We start from the raw sequence: 17043 nt of genomic DNA, 5'->3' as shown, positions 1-17043 counted from the left end.
GTGAGACATGGGTCTCGTTGACAACGGCTCAAATGGCACCGTCCGGAATTCGATTAACCGCCTCCCACCTGCGAAAACAGCAGGTTACGGAGGGGTGTGAAGTCAGTCGGTGGCTGAAAAGGAGGGTTTGAACACCTCGGCCGCCTGTGCTTAACGTCGTCACCGCTCGCCACCGCGAGCACCACGGTCGTCACGCCGAATCCTGCCAACGACCGAGGGAGTCGTCGCGCAAGCGCCGTAGGCAGGAGCGGGGGAACCAAGGTAGGGCGCCGTAACGGACCGTCAGTCGCGATCGTGGATCGCCGACCGGACGAGCCGGGACGGCTAGGGGTGAAGCCGAGCACGCGCAAGCCGCTCGGCCGGGCAACTCACGTCCGAACCCGACAGCTCACCTCGTAGGCGCCGGTGAGGAAACCGACTTATGTCCAAGGGCAAGCATCGTCGTCCGAACAAGGCCGTCCGCATCGCCACGCTGGCCGGTGTCACCGGTGCCGCTGTCGCGGCCCCGCTGATGGCCGCCACGTCTGCCCACGCCGCTTCCGTGGTCACCTGGGACAAGGTCGCCCAGTGTGAGTCCGGCGGCAACTGGTCCATCAACACCGGTAACGGCTACTACGGTGGCCTGCAGTTCTCGCAGTCCTCCTGGGAGGCCATGGGCGGCACCAGCTACGCCCCGCGCGCCGACCTGGCGTCCAAGAGCCAGCAGATCGCCGTCGCCGAGAAGCTCCTCGCCGCGCAGGGTCCCGGTGCCTGGGGCTGCGCCGGTGAGGGCGGCCTGACCTCCGGCGGCCCGGCCGCCGATGTCGACACCTCCGGTTCGTCCTCGAAGAAGTCCTCGGGCTCCAGCGAGCGCGGCACCTCCACCAAGAGCCACGCCGACCGCAGCGAGCGCCAGTCCGCGCCGAAGCACGCCGCCCCGAAGGCGGACGACGGCGACGACGAGACCCCGGCCCCGCGCCAGGCCGCGCCCAAGCACGCCGCCCCGAAGACCGTGAAGATGGGCGACGGCGAGTACCAGGTCAAGGAAGGCGACACCCTCGCCAAGATCGCCGAGGCCAAGAAGGTCAAGGGCGGCTGGGAGAAGCTCTACGACCGCAACAAGGACATCGTGGACAACGCCGACCTCATCTACCCGGGCCAGAAGCTGCACCTCAGCTGACCCGGGAGACCCCTGCCCTCACGTGTGAGCAGGATCGCCCCGCTCCGATGCGTCTACCCCCGAGCCGCATCGGAGCGGGGCTCCGCCATGTTTGCGATCCGCCATGTTTGTGAAGGGTGCGGGATGTTTGTGAAGGGTGCGGGCGCGCGAAGCGCACCCGCTTCTTCGCTCAGCGAACACAACGGCTGACCATTCCTCCCGTGATCTCGGCGTTTGTGCCATTTTTCGGTTTGGGCGGCGGTCCGGCGGCGGGCGGAGCCTCCGGGGCCCGTTAGGCTCGTGCTGCAGAACTCCAGACACCCACGAAGGAGACCCTCGTGCCGTCCATCGACGTCGTCGTAGCTCGCGAGATCCTCGACTCGCGAGGCAACCCCACGGTCGAGGTCGAGGTCGGCCTCGACGACGGCTCCACCGGCCGTGCCGCCGTGCCGTCCGGTGCCTCGACCGGCGCCTTCGAAGCCATCGAGCTCCGTGACGGTGACCCGAACCGTTACCTGGGCAAGGGCGTGGAGAAGGCCGTGCTCGCCGTCATCGAGCAGATCGGTCCGGAGCTGGTCGGCTATGACGCCACCGAGCAGCGCCTGATCGACCAGGCGATGTTCGACCTGGACGCCACCGAGAACAAGGGCTCGCTCGGCGCCAACGCCATCCTGGGCGTCTCCCTGGCCGTCGCGCACGCCGCCTCCGAGGCCTCGGACCTGCCGCTCTTCCGCTACCTCGGCGGCCCCAACGCGCACCTGCTGCCCGTTCCGATGATGAACATCCTCAACGGCGGCTCGCACGCCGATTCCAATGTGGACATTCAGGAGTTCATGATCGCGCCGATCGGCGCGGAGTCCTTCTCCGAGGCGCTGCGCTGGGGCACCGAGGTCTACCACACCCTCAAGAAGGTGCTGAAGGGCCGCGGCCTGTCCACCGGCCTCGGCGACGAGGGCGGCTTCGCCCCGAACCTCGGCTCCAACCGCGAGGCCCTCGACCTCATCCTCGAGGCCATCAAGGAGGCCGGTTACACCCCCGGCCAGGACATCGCGCTGGCGCTGGACGTCGCCGCCTCCGAGTTCTACAAGGACGGCGTCTACACCTTCGAGGGCAAGAGCCGCACCGCCGCCGAGATGACCGAGTACTACGCGGAGCTCGTCGCCGCGTACCCGCTGGTCTCCATCGAGGACCCGCTGTTCGAGGACGACTGGGACGGCTGGAAGACCATCACCGAGAAGCTCGGCGACCAGGTCCAGCTCGTCGGTGACGACCTGTTCGTCACCAACCCCGAGCGCCTCGGCCGTGGCATCGAGGAGGGCGCCGCCAACGCCCTGCTGGTCAAGGTCAACCAGATCGGTTCGCTCACCGAGACCCTCGACGCCGTCGAGCTGGCCCAGCGCAACGGCTTCAAGTGCATGATGTCCCACCGCTCCGGCGAGACCGAGGACGTCACCATCGCCGACCTGGCCGTTGCCACCAACTGCGGCCAGATCAAGACCGGCGCCCCGGCCCGCTCCGAGCGCGTCGCCAAGTACAACCAGCTGCTGCGCATCGAGGAGATCCTCGACGACGCGGCGGTGTATGCCGGTCGCAGCGCCTTTCCGCGGTTTCGCTCTGCGAACTAGACAAGCGCAGCGCTCTGCGAACCAGCAAGTGCTTCAAGGGCTGACAAACCCGGCGTAAGCCTCACCACGTCCTCGGCCACGGTCCCGTACCGTGGCCGAGGACGACTTTGCGCGTCCGCAACCGGACCCCAAGGGGAGGCGATGTGGCGGCGGAACGGTTCTCCACCGCGACCAGACTCAAGGCACTCGGCTCGGTGCTCGTACAGGGGCCGAAGGCCGGGGGTCGGCGCATCCGGCCGCCGCGCCGGAGCCGGCTGACCGGGCGTGCCGCGCTGCTGGCGCTGGTCGTCTGCTCGCTGATCGTCGCCCTCGCCTATCCCATGCGGCAGTGGGTCACCCAGCGTTCGGACATCGACGACCAGCGGCGGCAGACCGACCGCGCCCGTGAGCAGGTCAAGCGACTGCGCGAGCAGAAGGCCCGGCTGGAGGACCCGGCGTACATCGAGCAGTTGGCGCGGGAGCACCTGCACTATGTACGCCCCGGCGAGACCGGCTACACCGTGGTGGACGGCAGCGGGGCCGCCCGGCGGCCGAAGGACCAGGGCGCGGCCGACCGGCCGTGGTACAGCAACCTCTGGGACGGTGTGGACGTGTCGGACGGCCGCCACTGACGTCGTATCACCGATCACCGATCCGCCCATTCGAGAAGACGAACACGAGCGAGCACATGGACACCCCTCCTCCGAAGACCGAGCCCACCGAGCCGACGGACGCGGATGTCGTCGCGTTCCAGGCCCAACTGGGGCGCCCGCCGCGCGGCCTGCGCGCGATCGCGCACCGCTGCCCGTGCGGCAACCCCGATGTCGTCGAGACGCAGCCACGGCTGGAGGACGGCACTCCGTTTCCGACGCTCTATTACCTGACGTGTCCCCGGGCGTCCTCGGCGATCGGGACGCTGGAGGCCGAGGGGGTCATGAAGGAGATGACCGCCCGGCTGCAGAGTGACCCGGAGCTCGCTGCCGCCTACCGCGCGGCGCACGAGGACTACATCCGGCGGCGGGACGCGATCGAGGTCCTGGAGGGCTTTCCCAGCGCCGGCGGGATGCCGGACCGGGTGAAGTGCCTGCATGTGCTGGTCGGGCACTCGCTGGCGGCGGGCCCCGGGGTGAACCCGCTGGGGGACGAGGCGATCGCGATGCTGCCGGAGTGGTGGCGCAAGGGGCCCTGTGTGAGCCCGGGTGGGGACGAGGGGTAGCGGACCGGTAGGTTCCCGAGTCCGTCCCTTCCGTTCCGTCTCCGTCCGTTTCCGATGCCCCCACGACGACTGCTGGAGAGCGCATGACCCGCGTGGCCGCGATTGACTGCGGTACCAATTCGATCCGTCTGCTGGTGGCGGACCTCGATCCGGTTACCGGTGAACTCGCCGAGCTGGACCGGCGGATGACGATCGTCCGGCTCGGGCAGGACGTGGACCGTACCGGGCGTCTCGCGCCCGAGGCCCTGGACCGTACCTTCGCGGCGTGCCGGGAGTACGCCGGGGTGATCCGGGAACTGGGGGCCGAGCGCACCCGGTTCGTGGCCACCTCCGCGTCCCGCGACGCCGAGAACCGGGCGGACTTTGTGCGCGGAGTGGTGGCGATCCTGGGGGTGAAGCCCGAGGTGATCACCGGGGACCAGGAGGCGGAATTCTCCTTCACCGGCGCGACCAAGGAGCTTTCGGGCCGGGACGACTTCGCCAAGCCCTATCTGGTGGTGGACATCGGCGGCGGCTCGACGGAGTTCGTGCTCGGCGACGACCGGGTGCGGGCGGCGCGCAGCGTGGACGTGGGCTGTGTCCGGATGACGGAGCGTCACCTGGTGCGGGACGGCAAGGTCACCGATCCGCCGACGCCCGGTCAGATCGCGGCGATAAGGGCCGATGTCGAGGCGGCGCTGGACGTGGCCGGGGAGACCGTGCCGCTGGGCCGGGCCCATACGCTGGTGGGCCTGGCGGGGTCGGTGACCACGGTCGCGGCGATCGCGCTGGGGCTCGCCGAGTACGACTGGACGGCGATCCACCATGCGCGGATCCCGTTCGAGCGGGTCCGGGAGATCACCGCCGAGCTGCTCGCCGCCACCCATGAGCAGCGGGCGGCGATCCCCGTGATGCACCCCGGGCGGGTGGATGTGATCGGTGCGGGGGCGCTCGTCCTGCAGTGTGTGATGGAGCGGACGGGGGCGCGGGAGGTCGTGGTGAGCGAGCACGACATCCTGGACGGGATCGCCTGGAGCGTTGTGATGGGGGATTGATCCGTCCCGGCGAGGGGGTCCGGCCGGGGGTCCGGGGGTTGTCCCCCGGGTGAGGGGGCCTCGACGGGATCGCTTGGAGCGTCGCCTGAGGTGGCGCTCCGGGACGGCGTGGAAAAAAGTTCGTGAAATCCTTCACATGAAAAACCGGCCGCGGGGCCCCGGAAGCGGGCCCTGGTGCGCCCATCCGGGCGGCGAGGGGCTCGTGCGGGCGGGACCGGCCTGGTTCAAGCGGGTTGCAGCGGTGGGCGCGGCGGCCGGGAAGTGATGGTGGTCCAGCCCCGCTCGATGGCGCAAGGCCAGTTCAGCGGGGGTGGTCAACGCAATTCCGGGCCGAGTGGTTCCTGGTGGGAGTATGGCGTCGGTCACGTGAGCCGCGCAGTGTAGCAGATACCCCCCTGCGCCTTGTGAAGGGGCGCACGAGCAGCCCCCGGGGGTGTGCTGGATACTCGAAACATGAGCACCACGGAGCGTCCACGGATCCTCGTAGTAGGCGGTGGGTACGTCGGCCTGTACGCGGCGCGCCGCATCCTCAAGAAGATGCGGTACGGCGAGGCGACCGTCACGGTCGTGGACCCGCGTTCGTACATGACGTACCAGCCCTTCCTTCCCGAAGCAGCTGCCGGCAGCATTTCCCCCCGCCACGTCGTGGTGCCGCTGCGACGCGTGCTCCCCAAGGCGGAGGTCCTCACCGGCCGCGTCACCACCATCGACCAGGACCGCAAGGTCGCCACGATCGCGCCGCTCGTCGGCGAGGCCTATGAGCTGCCCTTCGACTACCTGGTCATCGCGCTGGGCGCGGTCTCGCGCACCTTCCCGATCCCCGGCCTGGCCGAGAACGGCATCGGCATGAAGGGCATCGAGGAGGCCATCGGCCTGCGCAACCACGTTCTCGAGCAGCTCGACAAGGCCGACTCGACCACCGACGAGGAGATCCGCCGCAAGGCGCTCACCTTTGTCTTCGTCGGCGGCGGCTTCGCGGGCGCGGAGACCATCGGCGAGGTCGAGGACATGGCCCGCGACGCCGCCAAGCACTACCGGAACGTGAAGCGCGAGGACATGCGCTTCATCCTGGTCGACGCCGCCGACAAGATCCTCCCCGAGGTGGGCCCCAAGCTCGGCCAGTACGGCAAGGAGCACTTGGAGAGCCGCGGGGTCGAGGTCTTCCTCTCCACCTCCATGGACTCCTGCGTGGACGGCCATGTGGTGCTGAAGAACGGCCTCGAGGTCGACGCCAACACCATTGTGTGGACGGCGGGCGTCAAGCCCAACCCGGCACTGGCCCGCTACGGCCTGCCGCTCGGCCCGCGCGGCCACGTGGACACCTCGGAGACCCTCCAGGTCCAGGGCACCGACTACATCTGGGCCGCGGGCGACAACGCCCAGGTTCCGGACGTGGTCGGCCGCAAGGCCGGCAACGAGAACGCCTGGTGCCCGCCGAACGCCCAGCACGCGCTGCGCCAGGCCAAGGTCCTGGGCGACAACGTGGTCTCGGGCATGCGCGGCTTCCCGCAGAAGACCTACTCGCACGCCAACAAGGGCGCGGTGGCCGGCCTCGGCCTCCACAAGGGCGTCGCGATGATCGTCATGGGCAAGATGAAGATCAAGCTCAAGGGCCGGCTCGCCTGGTACATGCACCGTGGCTACCACGGCATGGCCATGCCGACCTGGAACCGGAAGATCCGCGTCATCGCGGACTGGACGCTGGGCATGTTCCTCAAGCGCGAGGTCGTCTCGCTCGGTGCCATGGAGAACCCCCGCGAGGAGTTCTACGAGGCCGCCAAGCCCGCTCCGCGGCTCGACAAGGCCGACGCCGCTCCGGCGCAGCGGGCCAAGGCCGGCTAGGCCGTCCACCGTCAAGGGCGTCCACCGAATCCGTGGGGTGGGCGCCCTTCGGCGTGCCCGCGTCCGGCTGTGCCGTCGCGGCAAATTCCCGTCGGCCGCCCGAAAGTGATCTGGTTCCGCCGGGAAGGACTACTGCACGGTCCGTTGGTGTTTAGGTGTCAGATGAATCAATCTCCTGGCACTTCATCATGGAGGTGTGCGACATGGCCCAGGCCGCTCAACGGCTCTCCGCACTCATGGAACAGGTACTGGGGGCTCCGCTTCCGGTTCGGCTCCGTGCCTGGGACCACAGCGAGTCGGGGCCGCCCGGAACGCCCGTACTCGTCATCCGGCGCCGCCGCGCCCTGCGCCGGCTGCTGTGGAAGCCGGGCGAGCTCGGTCTCGCCCGGGCCTGGGTCGCCGGGGACATCGACGTCGACGGTGATCTGTACCAGGCCCTCGACCTGCTCGCCGGCTCCCTCTGGGAGCGCGGCGAGGACGCCGCCCGCCCCCGCGGGGCCGCCGCGATACTGAACGCCCTGCGCGATCCCGAGCTGCGCGCCGCCGGGCGGGAGCTGCTCCGCCTCGCCGGTCCCTGGGTGCCGCCCGCGCCGCCCCGGGAGGAGGCCCGCCGGAGCGGCGGCCCGCTGCACACGCTGCGCCGCGACAAGCAGGCCATCAGCCACCACTACGACGTGGGCAACAGCTTCTACGAGCGGGTGCTCGGCCCCTCGATGGTCTACTCCTGCGCCTACTGGGAGCCCGGCGGCACCCTTGAGGAGGCGCAGCGGGCCAAGCTCGACCTGGTCTGCCGCAAGCTCGGCCTGCGCGACGGCCAGCGGCTGTTGGACGTCGGCTGCGGCTGGGGTTCCCTGGTGCTGCACGCCGCCCGGGAGTACGGGGTGAGCGCGGTCGGCATCACGCTGTCCGAGGAGCAGGCCGCGTATGCCCGCAAGCGGGTGGCGGAGGCGGGGCTGGCGGACCGGGTGGAGATCCGGGTCCAGGACTACCGCGAGGTCCAGGACGGCCCGTTCGACGCCATCTCCTCCATCGGCATGGCCGAGCATGTGGGTTCGGTGCGGTACGCGGAGTACGCCGCCGAGCTCTACGGCCTGCTGAGGCCCGGTGGCAGGCTGCTCAACCACCAGATCGCCCGGCGCCCGCTGAAGGACGAAGCGGCTTACCAGGTCGATGAGTTCATCGACCGCTATGTCTTCCCCGACGGCGAGCTGGCGCCGGTCGGCCGGACCGTCGAGCAGCTGGAGGAGGCCGGGTTCGAGGTCCGCGACGTGGAGGCGCTGCGTGAGCACTACGCACTGACGCTGCGGAAGTGGGTGGCCAATCTCGAGGCGCACTGGGACGAGGCGGTGCGGCTGACCTCGCCGGGCCGGGCGCGGGTGTGGCGGCTCTACATGGCCGCCTCGGCGCTGTCCTTCGAGCGCAACCGCATCGGCGTCAACCAGGTGCTGGCGGTCCGTACGCCCGACTCCGGCGAGCCGGGGCTGCCGCTGCGCACCCGGGAGTGGCGGGGCTGAGCGGCGCGAGGGCCCGTTCCCGCAAGGGAACGGGCCCTCGACCGGGCGTCAGTCGGCCTTGATGGCGCTGAGCATGTTCATCCGGGCCGCCCGGCGGGCCGGCCACAGCGCGGCGAGCACGCCGACCACGGCGGCCAGGAGCAGGAAGACGCCCATGCTGCCCCAGGGGAGCACCAGTTGGTAGGTGCTCAGGCCCTTCTTGATCATCCCGCCGGCCGCCCAGCCGAAGAAGACGCCCAGGCCGATGCCGAGCACTCCGCCGAACAGGGAGATGACCAGCGACTCCAGCCGGACCATCCGCTTGATGCCCTTGCGGTCGAGGCCGATGGCCCGCAGCATGCCGATCTCCTGCTGGCGCTCGAAGACCGACATCGCAAGGGTGTTGACGACGCCGAGCACCGCGACGATCACGGCCATGGCGAGCAGTCCGTAGAGCATGTTCAGCATCAGGCTGATGAACTTGGCGATGCCGTTGGAGATGTCGTCCTTGTTCTGGACGGAGATGGCCGGGCTGTCGCCGAGTGCCTTCTTCAGCGATTTCTTGGCGGCGCTGCTGTCGCCGTCCTTGGTCTTCACCATCACCTGCATGTCGGTGATGTCGTGCTGGTGGGGCGCCAGCGTCGTCGTGTCGAGCATGATGCCCTTCATCATCATGTTGCCCTCGTAGACGCCCGAGACGGTCAGCTGCCCCTGCTTGCCGTCCTCGTAGGTCACCGTGAAGGCGGAGCCGAGCTTCCAGCCGTATTGCTTGGCGGTCTTGTCGTCGACGACGGCGCGGTTCGCGTGGGCGTCGCCCAGTCCGGCGAACGATCCGGCCTTGAAGTCCAGCTTCGCCAGCTGGTCGATGGTCTTGCCGTTGAGGCCCGTCAGGTATTCGGTGTCCTTGCCGATGCGGGACGGGGAGTTGCGCAGCGGGCTGGAGACGGTGACCTGGTCCAGCGAGGACAGCTTCTTGTCCACATCGGGGGAGAGCGGATTGCCGCTCGCCATGGAGACCACGAAGTCGGCCCTGAGGGCGTCGGTGGCCATCTTGTCGATGGCCTTCTGGACGCTGTCGGCGACCACGGTCATTCCGGTGATCAGGGTCAGCCCGATCATCAGCGCGGAAGCGGTCGCGGCGGTGCGGCGCGGATTGCGGACCGCGTTCTGCCGGGCGAGCTTGCCGGACATGCCGAACACGCGCAGGACGGGGGACGCGGCGGCGATCAGGGGCCGGGACAGCAGTGGGGTCAGCACGAAGACGCCGATGATCAACACGACGGCGCCCAGGCCCAGTACGGACTTGTTCCCCGAGCCGGTGATGGTCAGCAGGGCACCGACGGCGGCCAGGATGGCACCGATGGTGTTACGGACGATCAGGTTCCGGGTGGTGGCCACGGCGTGCACGCTGTTCATCGCGGCGACCGGCGGGATTTTCGCGGCGCGGCGGCCGGGGATCCAGGCGGCGAGCATCGTCACGACGATGCCGACGGCCAGCGAGACGAGGATGGTGCTCGGGGAGACGACGAGCGGGCCGTCGGGGACGGAGGCGCCGAGGCTGCCGATGAGCGAGCGCAGTCCGATGCCGATGCCGATGCCCGCCAGCAGACCCGTGACACCGGCCACCACGCCGACCAGGAACGCCTCGATGAGCACGGAGCGGGTGACCTGACGGCGGCTGGCGCCGACCGCACGCAGCAGCGCGAGTTCCTTGGTGCGCTGGGCGACCAGCATCGTGAAGGTGTTGGCGATGATGAAGATGCCGACGAAGAGCGCGATGCCGGCGAAGACCAGCAGTCCGGTCCGCATGCCCTCCGTGGCTTGTGCGATGGCGTCCGCCTGGTCGTCGGCGAGCTTCTTGCCGGTGACGGCCTCGGTATCGCGCGGCAGGACCTTTTCCAGCCCGGCCTTGAGCGCGGTCTGGGAGGTGCCGGCCGCGGCCTTCACATCGATCTCGTTGAACTCGCCGGGCCTGGCGTAGAGATGCTGTGCGGTGCGGGTGTCGAAGAGGGCGAGGCTGCCGCCCGCCGCGACATTGCCGTCGTCGGTGGTGAAGATGCCGGTGATCTTCTGCTCCAGCAGTGGGCCCTTGACCGAGATGCGCAGAGTGTCGCCGACCTTGTAGCCCGTGCGGTCGGCGGTCTTGGCGTCGAGCGCCATCTCGCCCGCCCGCTGGGGCGCGCGGCCGGACTTCAGCGGGTAGCGGGCGTCCTTGCCGTCAGCGCCCGGGTAGTAGTTGCCGCCGGACGAGGAGAAGCCGTTGCCCACGAGCGAGCCGTCCTTGTCGGGTATGGCGGCGAAACCGCCTATGGAACCCGTGACGGAGGCGGCGCCCGGCACCTTGGCAGCCCGGCCGAGCAGGCCCTGGGTGAGCTTGGGCGCCTCACCGGGCTTGCCCTCGTGCTTGTCCTCCTTGTGCGGCCTGAGGGCGACGTCGATACCGGTGAAGCCCTTCTCGGAGCTCTTCTGGTAGGCGTCGGAGATGGTCGAGGTGAAGACCAGGGTGCCGGACACGAAAGCCACGCCGAGCATCACGGCGAGGACGGTCATCAGCAGCCTGGCTTTGTGCGCGAGCACATTGCGCAGGGCGGTACGAAACATAGGTGAGTCCTGGTTGAGGTCTGCGAGTCGCTGCCCGCCGTCGTCGCCAGGAGATGGGCGGTGGTGACCGAGGGCGGTTGGCTTGTCAGGCGTGGCGAGGTGCTGCCCGCCGTCGTCGCCAGGAGATGAGCGGTGGTGACCGAGGGCGGTTGGCTTGTCGGGTGTGGCGAGGTGCTGCGCGCCGTCGTCGCCGGGAGACGGGCGGTGGTGACCGAGGGCGGTTGGCTTGTCAGGCGTGGCGGAGCCGTTCAGCTGGTGCGGCCCTTGGCGTCGAAGCGCTTCATCCGGTCCAGGACGGCGTCGGCGGTGGGCTGGCGCATCTCGTCGACGATGTGGCCGTCGGCGAGGAAGACGACGCGGTCGGCGTAGGAGGCGGCGACGGGGTCATGGGTGACCATGACGACGGTCTGGCCCAGCTCGCGCACGGAGTTGCGCAGGAAGCCGAGCACCTCGGCGCCGGAACGGGAGTCGAGGTTGCCGGTGGGCTCGTCGGCGAACATGATCTCCGGGCGGCCGGCCAGCGCGCGGGCGACGGCGACGCGCTGCTGCTGGCCGCCGGAGAGCTGGTTGGGGCGGTGCTTGAGCCGCCCGGAGAGGCCGACGGTGTCGACGACCATGTCCAGCCACTTCTGGTCCGGCTTGCGGCCGGCTATGTCCATCGGCAGCGTGATGTTCTCCAGGGCGCTGAGGGTGGGCAGCAGGTTGAACGCCTGGAAGATGAATCCGATCTTGTCCCTGCGGAGCCGGGTGAGCTTCTTGTCGGTGAGGGCGGTCAGTTCGACGTCGCCGATGCGGGCCGAGCCACCGGAGACCGAGTCGAGACCCGCCATGCAGTGCATCAGCGTGGACTTGCCGGAGCCGGAGGGCCCCATGATGGCGGTGAACTCCGCCTGGTGGAATTCGACGGAGACGGCATCCAGGGCCACCACCTGGGTCTCGCCCTGGCCGTAGACCTTGGAGAGATCCGTGGCGCGGGCTGCCACCGCGGCGGTGCGGACGGCGGTCTGGGCGCCGAAGGGGGTGGTGGTCACGGGTGACGCTCCTGCCGGTGATGGTGGATGGGGCGTCATCCATCGTCCTGTCCGAACCCTTCGGCCGGATCAACCCCTGTGCCCGTTCTCGAGGCCCCCCTGGGAGGTACTCCGGGAAGGCCGGGTCATCCTTGGGTAGGACACGGCGCCGGCGGCCCGGGAGTCGAGATTGCGACAATTCCGGGGCGTCCGGGGGGTGAGGTGGTGAACGGGGCGGATCGGCCGCTGGCATGTGCCAATGGCGTCGCCCTTGTGCTGATGTGCCCTCAGTTGCCAATAAAATAAGACAACTTCGGGTCAGCGTTCCGCTGTTTGGGGGGCGCTCCCCGGATAGGCTCATCCTGCTCTTCGCGAGGGGGGGACCGCGCGCGTCCTGCTCGTGCGACCCAAGGGCCCGCCCGGATGGTGGAAAGCAGACACGGCGAGCTTAAACCTCGCTGGCCCTCGGGCCGTGCCGGTTCGAGTCCGGCTCCGGGCACACCCGTTTCCCCCGGGCCGCGGCGTCGGCCAGACCGAAGAGCCGCTTGAGGGCGGCGAAGCCGCCTTCGCGGTCCACCAGCCCGTCGAGGGTGTGCAGGGTGTTCATCCCGACTCCGCTGCCGAAGATGATCGTCGCCAGGGACGGTGCGTCCGGCAGTCCGGGGTTCTCCGCGACCAGCCGTTCCGTATAGCCGGTCCACAGTCGGCGGGTGAGCTGGTAACCCTGTTGGTAGGCGTTCCTGAGCGGTCCCTCGCTCCGCATGGCCTCCGGCAGGACCGTCGCGAAGACCCGGCCGCACGGTGCCTCCATCACCGCCTGGTGGGCGTCCACCAGGAGGTCGAACGAGAGGGGGCCGGTCTCCGGCACCTGTCGGCGGTACTCCTCCGCGGCCGTGCGGAAGGCGTGCTCGATGACGGCGACGATCAGGCCGTCCTTGGAGCCGAAGTGCCAGGCGACCGAACCGCGGCTGATGCCGGCCCGGTCGGCGACGGCCTGCACGGATGCGGCAGGCGGACCGGCCTCGGCGACCAGTCCCGTCGCGGCCTCCAGCAGGCGGCGACGGCTCTCCCGTGCGGACTCCTCGCGACGACCAGACATGGGCGCGATTGTTCCACAGGCCCCACGGCCCGGTCCGGGGCGGCGGATCCGGATCGGTTCGCTCGAGCCCTTGACCTTTCTATGACGTGAGTCCAATGATTGGACCAACGTCCAGTGAATGCGGGTGCATGCACTGCGCGACCCGGCGCGCCCGGCTGTCGCGGGTCCCTCGCGCGGACGTTCTCCGAGCCGCCGATCACCCGAGGGAGACCTCATGCGCCTGATCACATTCGAGCACCTGCACCACCCCGGCCGACGGCGCCTCGGAGCGCTGCTCGACGGGGACACCACCGTCCTCGACCTCACCGCGGCGGCCCCCGCACCGGCGCCCTTCGCCTCCATGCGAGCCCTGATCGACGCGGGGGCCGACGGCCTCGACCGCGCCCGGCAGCTGTGCGAACGTCCCCCCGGGCACGCCCTGTCGGCCCGCGACGGCATCCGGCTCCGCGCGCCGCTGCCGGACCCCGCCCGGCTGCGCGACTGCGGGCTGTTCATCGCCCACCTCGAGGCCGGACTGCGCACCATGGCCCGGCGCCGGGCCGAGGCGGCGGACGACCCGGCCGCCGAGTTCGAACGGCTCATGGCGAGCGGCACGTTCGACCTCGATCCGCTGTTCCGGGAGCGGGTCATGTACTACTCGTCCGACCACTTGTCGGTGAGCGGACCCGAGGACGAGATCCACCCGCCCACGGGAGCGCGGGAACTCGACTACGAGCTGGAGTTCGCGGCCGTCATCGGACGTACCGGCCGGGGCGTACCGAAGGAGTCGGCGCACGAGCACATCTTCGGCTACACGGTCTTCAACGACTGGAGCGCCCGCGACCTGCAACTCCTGCTGATGCGCAGCCGCGTGGGACCCGGCGAGGGCAAGGACTTCGAGGGTGCGAACGGACTCGGCCCCTGCATCGTCACCCCGGACGAGCTCACCGACCCCTACGCCCTCACCATGACCGCCCGCGTCAACGGAGAAGAGTGGTCGCGCGGCAGCACGGCCGAGATGCACCACAGCTTCGAGGACGCCATCGAACAGCTCAGCCGGGACCGGGCCGTACACGCCGGAGAGGTCATCGGCTCCGGCACCGTCTCCACCGGCACCGGCCTCGACCTCGGCAAGCGGCTGAAGGACGGAGACCTGGTCGAGCTGGAGATCGAGGGCATCGGCGTGCTGCGCAACCCGGTCGCCCTCCCCGTGGCCGACGACGAGGCGGGCCGGCCGTGAGCGAGGCGTATGTGCTCGGCGTCGGCCGGACCCCGTACGGCAGATTCCCCGGCCACGCCGTCCACGATCTCGTCCGCACGGCGCTGGCCTCCTGCCTCGCCGACGCCGGGATCCCGGCGTCCGGCGTCGAGGGCGTGTTCTTCTCCAACGCCACCCAGGGAGCCCTGGAGGGGCAGCACCTGATCCGGGGACAGGTGGCGCTGCGCCGCATCGGCGCCGCCCTCGAAGGCATACCGGTCGTCAACGTCGAGAACGCCTGCGCCGGCGGTGCCACGGCACTGCACCTCGCCGCCACCGCCGTACGGGCCGGTGAGCTGGACGTCGCCCTCGCCATCGGCGCCGAGAAGATGTACGGCGCCGACGAACAGCGCACCCGGGAGGGGTTCCTGGGCGGGCTGGACGCCGCCCGCTGGGCGGAGGAACTCGCGGCGCTGCAGGCCGCGGCGGGGGCCGAGCCGGGCGGCCCCGGCCGGCGCTCGGTGTTCATGGACGTCTACGCGGCCCTGGCCACGCACTACCGGCGCCGTCACCCGTCCTGCACCCCCCGGCGGCTCGCCGCCGTCACCGTCAAGAACCGGCGGCACGCCGCTCTCAACCCCAACGCGGCCCACCGCACTCCGCTCACCGTCGACGACGTGCTCGCCGCGCGGCAGATCGTGCCGCCCCTGACGCTTCCCATGTGCGCGCCCATCGGTGACGGCGCGGCAGCCGCCGTCGTCTGCTCGGCGGCGGCGCTGCGCCGCTTCGGCGCCGCCCGTGCCGTACGGATCCGGGCCGGCGTGATCGCCTCCGGCACCGGCCGCGCGCTCGACGACGACACCCGGCAGATCACCCGTCGTGCCTCCGCCACCGCCTATGAGCGGGCCGGGCTCGGCCCGGCGGACATCTCGCTCGCCGAGGTCCATGACGCGACGGCGATCGGTGAGGTGATCCAGCTGGAAGCCCTCGGGCTGGTGCGGGAGGGCGACGGCGCGGGAGCCGCCGAGCGCGGGGAGACGGCGCTGGGCGGCCGGCTCCCGGTGAACACCTCGGGCGGCCTGGAGTGCAACGGCCATCCGATCGGGGCCACCGGAATCGGGCAGGTCCACGAACTCGTCCAGCAGTTGCGCGGTGAGGCCGGCGACCGTCAGGTCCCCGGAGCCCGGATCGGCCTTGCCGAGAACGGCGGCGGGTTTCTGGGAAACGAGGAGGCGGCCGCGGCCGTCGTCATCCTGGAGGCGCCCGGCGGCGCCGGGAGGCAGCCATGAACATCTCGCAGCTGCTGCACCAGGCGGCCGCCCGCACCCCGTTGGCACCGGCAGTGTGCGAGGGCGCCGCCGTACTGCGCGACTACCACGAGCTGGCCGAGCGCGCCCGCGCCATCGGGGACACCCTGTGCCGCGGGTATGGCGCGAGCCCGGGGGACCGGATCGCGCTGGCCATGCACAACACCCCGTACTATCCCGAAATCCTGTTCGGGGCATGGTCGGCGGGGCTCGTGGTGACACCGATGAACGCCCGCCTGCACCCCAAGGAATTCGTCCACCAGATCGAGGACTGTGCGGCCCGGGTGTGCGTGGCGACGGCCGGCCTGGCCGGCCCGCTGCGCGAACAGGATCTCGGCCCGACGGCGCTGGTCGAGGTGACCGAGCTGGTGGACGAGGCGTCGCGGGCGGCGTCCCCGCCACCGGCGGCGGTATCGGCCGGCGATCCCGCGTGGCTCTTCTACACCAGCGGCACGACCGGCCGTCCCAAGGGCGCGATCCTCACCCATGGGAACCTCATGGCCGCCGTGCACAGCGCGCTCGCCGACGCCGGGCCGGGCCTGAACGCCTCCCTGCTGCACATCACGCCCTACTCCCACGCCGGCGGATTCTTCGGGCTGCCCTTCACCGCCCGCGGCCGCGCCCAGGTCTTCCCCCGTGGCGGTGTGGTGGACGCGACAACGCTCGCGGAGGGGCTGCGGGCCTTCGGCCCGGCGTCGTTCTTCGCGGTGCCGACCCTGCTGCGCCGCATGCTCGACCCCGCCCTGCTGCCCGACGAGCTGATCCCGTACGTACACCGCGTCCTCTACGGCGGCGCCCCGATGTACGCCGAGGACCTGAAGCAGGTCATCGCCCGCTTCGGCCCCGAACGCCTCTGGCAGGCGTACGGGCAGGGCGAGTCCCCCGCCACCATCACCTTCCTGCCGCCCGAGGACCACCGCGATGACGACCCGGTGGCCCTCGAGCGCAGGCTGCGGAGCGTGGGGCGGGTGCGTACCGGCGTCGAGCTGCGCGTGGTCGACGAGCGCGGCCGTGCGGTGCCGCCCGGCACCACCGGCGAAGTGACCGTCCGGGGCGGCACCGTGATGGCCGGCTACTGGAACAACCCCGAGGCCACCTCGCTCGCGCTGCGCGACGGCCGGCTGCACACGGGCGACCTCGGGCGGCTCGACGAGCAGGGCTACCTCACCCTCGTCGACCGGGCCAAGGACCTGATCATCGCCGGCGGATCCAACATCTACCCGCGCGAGGTGGAGGAGACCCTGCTGACCCACCCCTCGGTCGCCGAGGCCGCCGTCGTCGGCGCCCCCGACCCCGAGTGGGGGGAACTCCCGGTCGCCTTCATCGTTCTCGCGGACGGGCACACCGCCTCGGCCGCCGGCCTCGAAGACCACTGCCTGGAACTGATGGCGCGCTACAAGCGGCCGCGCCGCTTCACCTTTGTGGCCGCACTGCCCAAGAACTCCTACGGAAAGGTGCTCAAGACCGAACTGCGCGCCCTGCTCGCCGAACCCTCCCCGCCCGAGTGAGCCCGAGAAGATCC

Annotated in this window: 12 protein-coding genes, 1 tRNA gene, 1 pseudogene and 1 riboswitch; of the genes and pseudogenes, 11 read left to right on the top strand and 3 right to left on the bottom strand. The window is 70.4% G+C overall.

The genetic code is table 11. From position 1 onward, the window contains the following. Nucleotides 1–223: 223 nt before the first annotated feature. A riboswitch (cyclic di-AMP (ydaO/yuaA leader) is annotated at nt 224–417 on the top strand. Between the two features lie 4 nt (nt 418–421). From ABCR83_RS06715 to ABCR83_RS06685, 7 genes are all read left to right on the top strand, one after another. After that, a complete protein-coding gene (locus tag ABCR83_RS06715; RefSeq protein WP_462693879.1) occupies nt 422–1159 on the top strand; it encodes a transglycosylase family protein in 738 nt (245 codons plus the stop codon). A gap of 317 nt (nt 1160–1476) precedes the next feature. Further along, on the top strand, nt 1477–2763 hold the full coding sequence (gene eno / locus ABCR83_RS06710; RefSeq protein ID WP_462693878.1) for a phosphopyruvate hydratase: 1287 nt from the start codon (nt 1477–1479) through the stop codon (nt 2761–2763). A 143-nt stretch (nt 2764–2906) separates the two neighbouring features. Continuing rightward, entirely contained in the window at nt 2907–3374 is a 468-nt protein-coding gene (locus ABCR83_RS06705; RefSeq protein ID WP_462693877.1) for an FtsB family cell division protein, read from the top strand. Nucleotides 3375–3430: 56 nt separating this feature from the next. After that, nucleotides 3431–3958 (top strand): DUF501 domain-containing protein, encoded by a 528-nt coding sequence (locus ABCR83_RS06700; protein ID WP_462693876.1) that lies wholly within the window; start codon nt 3431–3433, stop codon nt 3956–3958. An 83-nt stretch (nt 3959–4041) separates the two neighbouring features. Beyond that, nucleotides 4042–4992 carry a Ppx/GppA phosphatase family protein gene (locus ABCR83_RS06695; RefSeq protein WP_462693875.1) on the top strand — a complete coding sequence of 317 codons (951 nt, stop codon included), beginning with the start codon at nt 4042–4044 and terminating at the stop codon, nt 4990–4992. 453 nt (nt 4993–5445) lie between these two features. Continuing rightward, a complete protein-coding gene (locus ABCR83_RS06690) occupies nt 5446–6834 on the top strand; it encodes an NAD(P)/FAD-dependent oxidoreductase (RefSeq protein WP_462693874.1) in 1389 nt (462 codons plus the stop codon). A gap of 203 nt (nt 6835–7037) precedes the next feature. Next, on the top strand, nt 7038–8348 hold the full coding sequence (locus ABCR83_RS06685; protein ID WP_462693944.1) for a class I SAM-dependent methyltransferase: 1311 nt from the start codon (nt 7038–7040) through the stop codon (nt 8346–8348). Between the two features lie 48 nt (nt 8349–8396). Here the strand turns inward: ABCR83_RS06685 and ABCR83_RS06680 are convergent, their stop codons facing one another. Further along, nucleotides 8397–10928, bottom strand: a complete 2532-nt coding sequence (locus ABCR83_RS06680) for an ABC transporter permease (protein ID WP_462693873.1) — start codon at nt 10926–10928, stop codon at nt 8397–8399. A 248-nt stretch (nt 10929–11176) separates the two neighbouring features. After that, nucleotides 11177–11998 carry an ABC transporter ATP-binding protein gene (locus tag ABCR83_RS06675; RefSeq protein ID WP_462693872.1) on the bottom strand — a complete coding sequence of 274 codons (822 nt, stop codon included), beginning with the start codon at nt 11996–11998 and terminating at the stop codon, nt 11177–11179. 357 nt (nt 11999–12355) lie between these two features. Between ABCR83_RS06675 and ABCR83_RS06670 the strand changes: the two genes are divergently transcribed. Beyond that, nucleotides 12356–12437 (top strand) — tRNA-Leu (locus ABCR83_RS06670). 426 nt (nt 12438–12863) lie between these two features. Here ABCR83_RS06670 and ABCR83_RS06665 read toward each other — a convergent pair. Beyond that, nucleotides 12864–13037 (bottom strand): annotated as a pseudogene (locus ABCR83_RS06665) (helix-turn-helix domain-containing protein); the annotation flags it as partial. Nucleotides 13038–13251: 214 nt separating this feature from the next. Between ABCR83_RS06665 and ABCR83_RS06660 the strand changes: the two are divergent. Genes ABCR83_RS06660 through ABCR83_RS06650 form a run of 3 tightly spaced genes read left to right on the top strand, consistent with a single transcriptional unit; the run spans nt 13252 to nt 17029 of the window. After that, entirely contained in the window at nt 13252–14256 is a 1005-nt protein-coding gene (locus tag ABCR83_RS06660; protein WP_462693871.1) for a fumarylacetoacetate hydrolase family protein, read from the top strand. Further along, nucleotides 14253–15503 (top strand): thiolase family protein, encoded by a 1251-nt coding sequence (locus ABCR83_RS06655; RefSeq protein WP_462693870.1) that lies wholly within the window; start codon nt 14253–14255, stop codon nt 15501–15503. The genes ABCR83_RS06660 and ABCR83_RS06655 overlap by 4 nt, the downstream gene beginning before the upstream one ends. Then, on the top strand, nt 15500–17029 hold the full coding sequence (locus ABCR83_RS06650; RefSeq protein WP_462693869.1) for an AMP-binding protein: 1530 nt from the start codon (nt 15500–15502) through the stop codon (nt 17027–17029). The genes ABCR83_RS06655 and ABCR83_RS06650 overlap by 4 nt, the downstream gene beginning before the upstream one ends. The last annotated feature ends 14 nt before the right edge of the window (nt 17030–17043 follow it).

It is taken from the genome of Streptomyces xingningensis (assembly GCF_054957865.1).
The sequence above is the reverse complement of the archived record's forward strand: the minus strand, read 5'-3'. Positions and strand labels throughout refer to the sequence as shown.